Genomic DNA, 10,871 nt, shown 5'->3' with positions numbered 1-10,871 from the left:
CTCCCTGGACGGATGGGCGGCGAAACCGCCCCCACTCCCCCATGACTCTCTGGAGAAACCACATGTCTTCGCTCTCCCCCACCGGCAACAGGGCCCGCCGTCTCGCCCTCACCTCCGGCGCCGCCGTCCTCACCGGCGCCCTGCTCGCCGCCGGTGCAGCCACCGCATCAGCGCGTGCCGCCGCGGGACACCCCGGCCGCGCCTCCGTCGCGGCCACCGCCCAGGCACTCGGCCTCGGCGCCCAGGAGGAGTTGATCGTCAAGGACGTCATCAAGGATGCCGACGGCACGGTCCACACCCGCTACGAGCGCACCTACGCCGGACTTCCGGTCCTCGGTGGCGACCTCATCGTCCACCGCGCCGCCGACGGCACCGTCAAGGACGTCACCAAAGCCGTCAAGACCCCCATCAAGGTCGCCTCGCTCGACCCGAAGCTGGCCCCCACTGTCGCCACGTCCGCCGCGATCAAGGCGGCCACAGCCGCGAAGACCGCGGGTGCCGCCACCAGCGCCCCCCGCAAGGTCGTCTGGGCCGCCGGCGGCAAGCCTGTCCTCGCCTATGAGAGCGTTGTCACCGGCACCCAGCGCGACGGTGTCACGCCGAGCAGACTGCGTGTCATCACCGACGCCGACACCGGCAGGAAGCTGTACGAGATCCAGCTGATCAACGACATAGCCGAGGGCATCACTGCCAAGGGCGGCTCCGGTGCGGCCACACCGGGCGGTTCGCAGGTCGGCGCCGTCGGCACCGGCGCCAGCCAGTACAGCGGCACCGTCAGCCTGAACACCACCACGTCGTCCACGGGATACTCCCTCGTCGACAGCGTGCGCGGCGGCTCCAGCACCGTCGACCTCAAGCACCGGACGAGCGGCAAGGGCACCGTATTCACCGACGCGGACAACAAGTGGGGTACCGGCAGCCCCGCCAACAACCAGACCGCCGCCGTGGACGCCGCCTACGGCGCCGCCCAGACCTGGGACTTCTACAAGAACGTCCTGCACCGCAACGGCATCAAGAACGACGGCCGGGCCCCCGTCTCCCGCGTCCACTACGGCAACGCCTACCAGAACGCCTTCTGGGACGACGCCTCCTTCACCATCAGCTACGGCGACGGCGCGAGCAACCAGCACCCGCTGACCCAGCTCGACGTGGCCGGTCACGAGTTCAGCCACGGTGTCACCTCCGCCACCGCGAACCTGCAGTACTCCGGCGAGTCCGGCGGCCTGAACGAGGCCACCTCGGACATCTTCGGCACCGCGGTGGAGTGGAACGCGAACAACGCCCAGGACAAGGGGGACTACCTGCTCGGCGAGAAGATCGACATCTTCGGCAACGGCAAGCCGCTGCGCTACCAGGACAAGCCGAGCAAGGACGGCCGTGGTTCGGCCGACTACTGGAGCTCCGGCGTCGGCGATCTCGACGTGCACTACTCCTCCGGTGTCGCCAACCACTTCTTCTACCTGCTGTCCGAGGGCAGCGGCGCGAAGGACATCAACGGTGTGCACTACGACAGCCCGACCGTGGACGGCTCCACGGTCACGGGCATCGGCCGCGACAAGGCGGTGCAGATCTGGTACAAGGCACTGACCACGTACTTCACCTCCACCACCGACTACCACGGCGCCCGCCAGGGCACCTTGAAGGCGGCCACCGACCTCTACGGCGCGAACAGCGCCGAGGCCAAGGCCGTGGACGCCGCCTGGGCCGGTGTGAACGTCAAGGCCTGACCCCCCGAACCGCGCAGTGCCGCACCGGTGCGGAACCGGTGCGGCACTGCCGCGATACCGTGGCTGCGCTCTGCCCAAGACCCCCGGCATCCTCCACAGCACCTGGGACGACCCGACGACCTCCCCGGCGTACGAGCAGCTGGACGACTCCGCTCCTGCCGGAACGCCGTTCCTGCGCCAGACCCTGGTGTGCGACCGCCCAGGGCACTGTGATGACGTAGGACGGATTCCACTCCACTGGACCGATTTTCATTGCGCGCTGGCACGAGTTTGAAAGCGGATCGGGGCCCTGTGGTGCTTCCGTCGCAGACGCGGTAGCCGTCAAGGGGTTTAGTTCGTCAACTACCTTCAAGAGGAAAGGAATCCGAAGGCCCATTAGGTCCCTGACTGTTGATCCGAGGAATAGGTCGATAGGGGCCCAACTGCGGCCTCTGTTTTTTCCACAGATGCCGATGCCAGCGCTTGACGCACCACACAGTGAACGCCACCGGCACAAAGGACAAAAGCGTAGGGACGACCGGCGGCAACCACGACCAAAAGGACATCGGCCACGCCACAGCGACGACGATGGGAAGGACGACACTCAGACCGAGCAGCAGCGCCCCCCATACGTCATCAACCCGAGGCCACCAAGATCGCCCCTGCAGATACGGCTCGAACCGCATCATTACCGAAATTGCCAGTATCACGACCGGTGCCATCAGCCACGGCGATGCAGGCACACCACGGTTACCGAATAGTTCACCGATCAAAGTGGCGGGAATGTACGCCGGGAGCAGGAATGTGGTCGTATAGACAGCACCTGAAGCTATAGCCCCGGGGCCGCCACCCGAGTCGGCAATTTTCTTGTCTTCGTCACGTTTCATGGCGACCCCCTCCTCTCACCTGGCTACAGGCATGCTTCCGCCAGCGCAGGAAGCCCCGTAGAGTTGACTATGAGATTAGCGATGTCATCGTCAACATTGCCAGGATACTTCTTGTGCTTGATGTAATCCCAGACAGCTTGTGCCACTTTCTTGCCGTTCTTGACTATCCTATACACCTTAGCGACGCCGATTGCATTCTCGGCAGCGAACTTTGCTACCCCGGCCGCGCACTGGAACCACCCACGCGTGGAAGGTTTTGCACTGGAGGCCTGGTTCAGGAAGTCTGCCGCCTCCTGGACCGCCCCCTGGTCACCTGCCTCAAGGCGCTCGATCAGCGACTCAGGAATAGAGGCGATGAGGTCGAGCGCTTCCTGGACTGCCGCTATACCCTGTTCATCGCTGACGCCAGAGAGGTCGGACCCTGCTTTAACGCCCTGCAGCGCGGCTACAGAGGCTCCTGATCGCGCTTCCTTCGCTTGCGTTCGGTCGACAGCAGCCGCCGACCCGGACACGGTAGTGCCAATCATGGCTGCCGCCACGAGAGCAGCCATACCTGCCCCAAGACGGCGATTGTGAGTACGACAAAACGGCATAGCACTCCTTAGAGTAGTCGTTTCAGGCTCGCGTCAGGTCGCTTGCACAATTGCAGCTCTAACGCCGCACCGATGCGGATATCCATCACGGCCGCACGCTACCCAGATCTCCGGATCAGGTCTATTAGGAATTCTGGATACCGCGATAGGGGTTTCCTTGCACCTGCCCACCGGCTGCCGGATTTGACCAGCCCCTAATCAGTGCTAGATATGGCCCGTCACTCCTACTGACCTTGAATGCGTGGTGTCCCCAGCCGGGTGCGAGTCGTTCGACGCCGCCGTCGCCCACCGCTTGGAGCAGCGTCTCGCGGGGGCACCGTCCAAGAGCTCACGCTCGACCCGGTCGGCATCAAAGGGCCGGTCAGCCCCGCCTGGCACTCCGTCACCACTGAAGCCGCGGCAAGCCCGAGAGCGGCAACGTCGCGCCTGAGGCGGGGCCGACGTGTTGTTCGCGACGCTCCGCGACGGAACTACTACGAACCCCAACCCGTCCCGTCCGAGCGACTTGCGACTTACTTGTCCTCCGCCCAATCCCATGGTCAGCTTCCGGCATGGGGGACTAGGATTCCGAGCACCCGGCACTCATCCGCCGCTGGCTCGCAGGCGAAATCGTGAACAACACCGTCGGCATCAAGATCGTCGGCGGCCCTTTCAACGGACGGACCAAAATCGTCGAGCTCAACCAGGCAGACTGCCTCCCGCAGCGTTCCGAGGCCGCCCCGGTCAAGCACCAGAGCCCTGGAACCCTGCCGCCAAACACACCTACCCGGTGCTGGCAGGACGGCGGTTCGCAGATGCTTCGTTCTCGGGGGCCGGCCGCACGGCCAAAGCTGAGTGAGGCCTTGTTCGCCGTGCTGGAAAAGGAGTTGGCCAGGGGGCCGGTCACGCATGGCTGGCCGGACCAGACCTGGACTCTGGCGAGGATCAAGACACTGATCGGTCGCCACTTCCACAAGTCCCTCGCCCCGTCGTCCGTTATGGAAATACTCCATAGTCACGGCTTCAGTCATCAAGGTCCGGCCCGACGGGCGTTGGAGCGTGATGAGGAGAAGGTCACTGGCTGGGTGAAGGACACGTGGCCGCAGATGGAAGCATCGCGGCGGCGGTCCGGGCCTTCATCGTCTTTGAGGACGAGGCCGGATTGTCGATGACGCCGCCCACCTCCCGCACGTGGGCCCGGCAACGCCACACCCCCGTGATCACAATGTGGGGACGTTCCCAGCGCCGTTTCTCCATCGCTGCCCTGACCTGCTGCAAACCTGGCGAGCGTTCCCGGCTGATCATCCGGCGGAAGCGGCACGGGGGACCACAAACGCGGTGGCCGGCGCAGTTTCACCTGGACCGTCTACCGGGACCTCCTGATCGCTGCCCACCGGCAACTCGATGCCCCGCTTGTGCTCACCTGGGACAACGTGAACGTCCACCTGGGCTCCCGGCTGAGGAAGTTCATCGCCTCGCAGGACTGGATCACCCTCTTCCAGCTGCCGCTGTATGCACCCGACCTCAACCCGGTCGAAGGCGTCTGGTTCCTGGTCCGCCGCGCGGGCCGGAACACCACCGCATTCACCGACCCCGACCACCTGATGCGTTCGTTGCGCCGCACCCTCCGCGAGATTCAATACCGCAGCGACGTCATCGACGGATGCCTCGCCGCAAACCGGCTCACACTCACGACACCACGCCCGAAACCTCAGTAACAAGCTTCCGCGGAGTCGAGCTCCGCCGGGGGCTTTTCCATGCTCCCAGAAGGCCGCGTGAGCCGCGGACGGTACTGCTGGCGCCCAGCGCTGTGCGGACCGGTCACGGCCCAAAGAGAGCAACAGCCAGTAACACGGTCTAGTTGAACCGCACGCTGTGCGGGATGGAATCCCCAAAGAAACGTTGATCGCCAGGGGCCATCGTGGTCTGCCGCTGCTCGCAGCCCCGGTCGGCGAAGAGAACGGCCGTGGCGTTCGTGCCGTTGAACGCGCTGATGGCGCCTTGGAGCAGCAGGCGGCACTCTCCGTTGGTGGGATTGGTGATGTCGAGATCGCCGGACTCCGGCGAGACGTAACTGAACGTACCGGTGGCGGCGTGCGCCGAGGTCGGCATCGCGACTGCGAGTGCGAGAGCTCCAAAGACGGCTGTGACGGTGCGGCGAAGGCGCATGAGACAGACTCCATGACATGGCGGGATTACCAACGCGCCGAGCTTCTCCGCTGCCCAGACCCCTCAGCGAAGGGAGCAGGGAAGTATCGATTCCGCGTCACTCTTTCGGCTCACCTGCTCGTTTGGATGCCACCTGAACTGGGGACAACCGTTCGCCCCGCACACTCCACGGCCGAAGAGCAACCGCCGTAAGCCCAGTCAGAGGTGAACGGTGGTCTGAGGCGTCTGGCCGGAGGTGGCTTCGCCGATACGGGCGGCCATGGCTGCAGTCAGGGCCTGGAGGACGTCGAGGTCCGTGCCGCCTGCACCTTCGTCGCGCAGAAAGACGGTGGCAGCGACCGTACCGACTCTGACCACTGAGGTGGCCCCCGTCGCTTCCGTCATGCCAGAGCTGGGGTAGATCCCCCATGACACTGCCATCGACTCATCTCCTCCCACGTTGGGCAAGGAGATCGGTTCCAGGCCAGAACCGCGATTCTTCTGCTGTTGGACGAGCGCCTCGTACCCTTTGGCCGCCGCGTCAGCAGTGGGGTAGGAGCGGAGCTCGATTCTGACCTGATCGACCTCCCCGCCGGGGGTGTATTCCGCAGCTGCGCTGATCGACGTGCCCGCACAACCGGGACTGTCCGACGGGCACTGCATCGTCCCGGGAAAACCGGTCTTCACACTCCATCCGGTCGGCAAGCTTGCAGGAGCGGGTAGGACAGGCAGAACCTGACTCGCGTCGCGTAGCACCACGCTGCTGGCTTTGGGCGTGACGAGGTTCCCGCCGTCGCGGTCACCCCCAGTGGCCAGCTGTACGCCGCCGTAGAGCGCCAGAGCAATCACAAGGAGAGCCAGAGCCACGAACCCGCTCAACGCACCTTTGGAATTGCGGATGTTGCTGATCGTCAACGGGCCCAGGGCGAGATTGCTGCCGCGCAGTCTGCTGGATCCAACGACAATGCTGCCACTGGTGTGGTGCGGCGGAAAGGAGGGTCGAGGTGGCACGAGAGCGTTCCGCAGCCGCTCGGTGAACTCAGGATCGCGCGCCAGCTCCTCCTGCAGAACACCACGGACCACGTCTGCCGCAGCCAACCCCTCCGGGCTCTGGCCGAGCCCGTCCACCGCAGCGCGACCGGCCGGTGGGCCTGCGAGCCGGTCACGCACCAGCTCACCCACAGCCTGCCCGACAGCTGTGCCCGCCCCATTCGCGACTGCCGTCATCGCCTGCACAGCGGCTAACGCTAAGCCCTCAGAACCTTCCACAGCCCCCACCTCTCACCCAAAGACGATGCCTGCAGCATCTCCTTCCGCACAGCCCGTTAGGAAGTCCTCAGGGCCTTGGCCCTTAGCCCTGCTCGTCTGCGGTCTCCTGTTGCGCCAGGCCGACCGCATCCGCCACGCCCACAGCCGGCCGCGCAGCGTCCCGGTCGCCGCCCTCCTCACCCTCCAGCGCCGTAACGCCAGCACCCTCACTCCCCCCTGCTGCTGGCCGGCAGTGGATACAACGCACCGGCACCACCGCACACCGCGCCGCGACGGCCGCGGCGAGCAGCAGTAGTTGGCCGGCTCGGGTCCGTCACACACTCCGGATGCGGACCGCCCAGCGTTCCTCTTCGGCTCAAGTAGCGCCGCTAGCGCCCCGATCGGTGTCCCACGGGCTTCCGGACGGGGTCGGCTGCGACCCGGAAGCAACATCTCGCTTATATGACGATTCGCCCATATGGGTATAGTTCCTGCATCCCCTCTATATGTGCTCTTCATTTCACGCTGTCATATTCCTGCCAGATCACCCGGCACTCATCGCATTTACGCGGGAAGGCAGGAAGATGGGCAGATTGACGTTCGCGACCACGGCGTCGGCCATCGCGCTGACGGCTTCGGGGTTGCTCGCAGCCGCCGGAGGCCCGGCCCACGCTGAGGCGGGGCAGGACACCATCGGCATGTACAAGCAGGAGAAGACCCAGTGGTGCTGGGTCGCCTCCGGGCTCACGATCGCCAAGTTCCAGGGCTTAGGCAGCACACAGACGGACTTCTGCACCCGGGCCCAGCCCGCCTACGGGTGCAACAACCAGCCCGCCACACTTGATGACATGGCCAGAGGCTGGGGCAGCCTCGGCATGTCCCATACCGGCTCGGGCCTGAACAGCGCGGCCACGTTCAACCAGGTCTACACCGACGTCAAGGCGGCCCGTCCCGTCGGCGCGCGCATCGGATGGACCTCCGGCGGTGGCCACATGAACGTGGTCTACGGCTTCGACACGTCGAACAACACGATCGCGGTGGCCGACCCATGGCCGGACACCGCCACGTACACGTGGTGGAACTACAACGACTACGTGAGCAACAGCTCGTCCAAGTGGACCCACTCCCGCATCGGCATCTCCCGCTAAGGCAGGCGACATGCGCGAATCAAGAACGTCCAGCGGCCGGGCGGCCTCCCGCCTGACCACCCTCCTGGTGCTGAGCGCGTCCGTACTGCTGTCCATCGTCGGCCCCGTCCACACGGCCGGGGCCAAGGACCCGCTCCCGGCGGACATTCCGGACTACCAGGCCGCCCTCGACCTGGTGAAGTCGGCCAATGTCCGCAACGCCGTCTGCCGTTTCCTCAGCGTTCCGGTGCCCCAGGGTGACGGGGTCGGGACGTCGCAGCCGATCCCCGACAAGGCCGACCCGTGCGAGGGGATGCCGGCGTTCACCGTCAAGGACCCCTTGGCCCTGAACGAGATCACCCCCGGCTTCGTCGCGGGGACGTCCCAGCCGATCGCCACCGAGGCCATCAAGCTGAGTTCTCTGGTCTCCACGCTGAGCGCCTCGGTCAACGGGCGGAACGTCACCGTCATGCTCGCCCCCACCCAGGGCGGCGGCTGGCACCTGGCGGCCGTGCGCGAGGGAGACAGCGACGCGACGTACGCCGGTAAGGCCACGCTGGGGACCCTGGTGTTCACCGAGCCCCAGATCCGCGGCTGGTACCAGCTGAAGCTCACCACGGTCGAGCCGCTCAACGACCAGGCACGGCAAGGCCTGGGCGGGCAGTCGTCGGTCTCGCTGAGCGACTACCAGAAGTTGGTCAAGTCCCGTTACGCCGACAAACTGCCCGGATCGGAGTACGACAACAAGGGCATGTCCAGCGGCTACGGCACCGCGAAGAAAACGCAGGACGCCTCACCTTCGACACCAGCGCTCCTCGCCGGTTCGAGCGCGGCACTCGCGCTCGCGGGGGGCGCCTTCATCCTCCACCGCCGACGCAGCACCTCGGGCTGAATCCGGCCCTCTTCGCCCCGGTCTCCGGCTTCGGCCGGGTGCCGGGGCGAAGCCTTGCACCACAGCGGGCAGGCGCGTTCAGGCCAGATGGTCGACAGCGCGATATTCCGCGCCGGCTCCTGATTGCGCCAGCCGTCCAACGTCGCCTCGAAGACCTGCTCCTCCGGCCGCAGCGGCTGCACTCCGCCGGCCAAGTGCAGCCGCACGACCCAGGCGTCGCCCCGTCCTTACCTGCCAAATTCATCACGCTCCGTAGATCGCATCGAGCGCGAGAATCTCGCCTCGGACGCGAAGCCCGGAGCGGTACGGCAGGCCAGCTGTCCGAGCGGCGCAACTCGCCTGCGAGAACGGGCCCGGAAGCTGGGAGCGAAACAGCTACCCTTCCATGATCACCTGACTCAAAATGATCTCCATGACAACGACACGGGTGATCACACAGCAGGCCATCGGCGGCTCCGACGTACTGGAACTCGCCGAGATACCCCTCCCTTCGCCGGGCCCCGGAGAAGTCCTGGTCCGGGTACGGGCCACCGGCATGAACCCCGCAGACTGGAAGGTCCGCATCGGCAAGGTGGACTTCTTCGGCCCGCCGCCGTTCGTGCTCGGGCACGAGTTCAGCGGCACCGTGGAGGCCGTCGGCGAAGGCGCGGTCCGCTTCGCGGTGGGCGAGGACGTCTACGGCTGGACCATCCCGCCACACGGCAGCCACGCCGACCACGTGGTGGTCACCGAGGACCGGATCTCGCCCAAGCCGCGCACCCTCGACCACGTCGGCGCCGCCGCCCTGCCGATCTCCGGCTTCACCGCCTACCAGGCTCTGGTGGCTCTCTCCGACGTACAGCCCGGCCACCGCGTGCTGATCCACGGCGCTGCCGGCGGAGTCGGCCACCTCGGTGTGCAAATCGCCAAGGCCCGGGGCGCATACGTCATCGGCACGGCTCGCTCCGCCAAGCACGACTACCTGCGCGGACTCGGCGCCGACGAGCTGATCGACTACACGGTGGAGGACTTCTCGGCCCTGCGCGACATCGACGCGGTGCTGGACACCGTCAGCAACGACTACGGCCCACGCTCGCTGGCCACCCTCAAGCCGGGCGGCATCCTGGTCGACGTCGTCGGCGTCGGCGTGGACCGCACCGAGGTGACAGCCCGCGCCGCCGAACTCGGCGTGCGGTTCGTGGAGTTCTTCCTGGAACCGACCCCCGCCGTGCTGACCGCCTTCGCCGAACTCGTCGACACCCACGGTGTGCACCCCACGATCGCCAAGGCCTTCCCTCTCACCGAGGCCGCGAAGGCCCACGAGCTCAGCGAAACCGGCCGAGTGCAGGGCAAGATCGTCCTCGTGCCCTAGAGCCTGTCGGACGTGCTGGTCACCCAGTCGTTGAGGTCCAGGCATACCGCGGTTGGAGATCGAATGTTCGTCCCCGGGAGCCATGCCGAAGCAGTGATCGATGCTCTCCACTCGGCAAGGGCAGGACGGGTAGGCGAGTATGCCCGGTGTTCCAGCATCTGGAAGGTGACGGGCAACTGGCAGCCCTTTCCCGGCTCGCAGCCGTACGACGGCGAGGCGGGCGCCGTACAGCACAGCGAGGAGTACCGAAGCGAGTCGGTCCGCGACACGGATCAGACCGCTGCCGTCCCGGGCTACCCGCGAGGCCCATCCGTATGAGCGAGCGGTCGTCCACTTCCTGCCCTTGTACGAACCGTCGACGGCGTGAGGCGGCAGTCGCCACCATCTTGTATGGGTCTGGACCCACGTCCAAGACGGCTTGTCCGCGGACAAGTCCCCTTGTCCATCCGCCGACGGGTGCTGACCTGCGCCGTTTTCGGTCGGTTTGGCTCAACGGCACGGGAGCTCTGTCCGTTGCGCACCCCGACCTCACACACCCCGTCACCCGATCAGCGGCCAGGCTCAAAGCGCTCATTCACGGAATTGATGCTGATGGTGATCTTCAGGTGGAACCACGGTGCGTGCGAAATGGCCGCTGGTCGCGTGACGGGGTTGAGCCGGGCTGTTGGCCGGGGGCGGCGCAGAGCACGTCCGTCAGCTGCAAATCCGGCAGTCCCACGGGATGCAACACCTCCGCGCCAACAGGTCGCGACAAGATCACCAACGACATCCGGAAAGTAAGTCAGAACCGAAACCCGGAGCCACACGCGAGGGCGGCATCGCCCGACGAGCCCGCATCGAGCACGTCCCGGACGGAAGCGGGCACCATACGGGGCGTGGATCACCGCGCCAACACGTCGGCCGCGACCACCTCGACCAGGCCCACCTCGTTGCCCCCGCC

Annotated in this window: 10 protein-coding genes and 1 pseudogene; 7 read left to right on the top strand and 4 right to left on the bottom strand. The window is 66.1% G+C overall.

Annotated elements, in window-relative coordinates:
• Positions 1-62 precede the first annotated feature (62 nt).
• Positions 63-1,727, top strand: coding sequence for a M4 family metallopeptidase (locus ACJA3G_RS19135; protein ID WP_406554227.1), 1,665 nt, complete (start codon positions 63-65; stop codon positions 1,725-1,727).
• Between the two features lie 338 nt (positions 1,728-2,065).
• On the opposite strand, the gene ACJA3G_RS19130 is transcribed toward ACJA3G_RS19135, so the two are convergent.
• Both ACJA3G_RS19130 and ACJA3G_RS19125 read right to left on the bottom strand, forming a co-directional pair.
• Positions 2,066-2,593 (bottom strand): hypothetical protein, encoded by a 528-nt coding sequence (locus tag ACJA3G_RS19130; protein ID WP_406554226.1) that lies wholly within the window; start codon positions 2,591-2,593, stop codon positions 2,066-2,068.
• A 23-nt stretch (positions 2,594-2,616) separates the two neighbouring features.
• Complete coding sequence (locus ACJA3G_RS19125) at positions 2,617-3,144, bottom strand: hypothetical protein (RefSeq protein ID WP_406554225.1); 528 nt, start codon at positions 3,142-3,144, stop codon at positions 2,617-2,619.
• 653 nt (positions 3,145-3,797) lie between these two features.
• Between ACJA3G_RS19125 and ACJA3G_RS19120 the strand changes: the two genes are divergently transcribed.
• Together ACJA3G_RS19120 and ACJA3G_RS19115 are read left to right on the top strand one after the other, a co-directional pair.
• Complete coding sequence (locus ACJA3G_RS19120; protein ID WP_406554224.1) at positions 3,798-4,337, top strand: winged helix-turn-helix domain-containing protein; 540 nt, start codon at positions 3,798-3,800, stop codon at positions 4,335-4,337.
• Positions 4,334-4,883 (top strand): annotated as a pseudogene (locus tag ACJA3G_RS19115) (transposase). Before ACJA3G_RS19120 ends, ACJA3G_RS19115 begins: the two are co-directional and overlap by 4 nt.
• A gap of 139 nt (positions 4,884-5,022) precedes the next feature.
• On the opposite strand, the gene ACJA3G_RS19110 reads toward ACJA3G_RS19115, so the two are convergent.
• The gene (locus ACJA3G_RS19110; RefSeq protein ID WP_406554223.1) at positions 5,023-5,334 is read right to left on the bottom strand and encodes a hypothetical protein; all 312 of its coding nucleotides are present in this window, start codon (positions 5,332-5,334) and stop codon (positions 5,023-5,025) included.
• A gap of 198 nt (positions 5,335-5,532) precedes the next feature.
• Positions 5,533-6,549, bottom strand: a complete 1,017-nt coding sequence (locus ACJA3G_RS19105; protein WP_406554222.1) for a hypothetical protein — start codon at positions 6,547-6,549, stop codon at positions 5,533-5,535.
• Between the two features lie 596 nt (positions 6,550-7,145).
• Between ACJA3G_RS19105 and ACJA3G_RS19100 the strand changes: the two genes are divergently transcribed.
• The 4 genes from ACJA3G_RS19100 (at position 7,146) to ACJA3G_RS19085 (ending at position 10,249) form a co-directional block, all read left to right on the top strand.
• Complete coding sequence (locus ACJA3G_RS19100; protein ID WP_406554221.1) at positions 7,146-7,709, top strand: papain-like cysteine protease family protein; 564 nt, start codon at positions 7,146-7,148, stop codon at positions 7,707-7,709.
• A gap of 10 nt (positions 7,710-7,719) precedes the next feature.
• The gene (locus tag ACJA3G_RS19095) at positions 7,720-8,580 is read left to right on the top strand and encodes a hypothetical protein (RefSeq protein ID WP_406554220.1); all 861 of its coding nucleotides are present in this window, start codon (positions 7,720-7,722) and stop codon (positions 8,578-8,580) included.
• A 412-nt stretch (positions 8,581-8,992) separates the two neighbouring features.
• The gene (locus ACJA3G_RS19090; RefSeq protein ID WP_406554219.1) at positions 8,993-9,931 is read left to right on the top strand and encodes an NADP-dependent oxidoreductase; all 939 of its coding nucleotides are present in this window, start codon (positions 8,993-8,995) and stop codon (positions 9,929-9,931) included.
• A gap of 165 nt (positions 9,932-10,096) precedes the next feature.
• Positions 10,097-10,249 (top strand): hypothetical protein, encoded by a 153-nt coding sequence (locus tag ACJA3G_RS19085; RefSeq protein WP_406554218.1) that lies wholly within the window; start codon positions 10,097-10,099, stop codon positions 10,247-10,249.
• Positions 10,250-10,871: the final 622 nt, after the last annotated feature.

The sequence above is a fragment of the Streptomyces sp. YS-3 genome, assembly GCF_045257485.1.
Lineage (GTDB): Bacteria > Actinomycetota > Actinomycetes > Streptomycetales > Streptomycetaceae > Streptomyces.
This window is presented reverse-complemented; position numbering and strand designations above follow the sequence as displayed.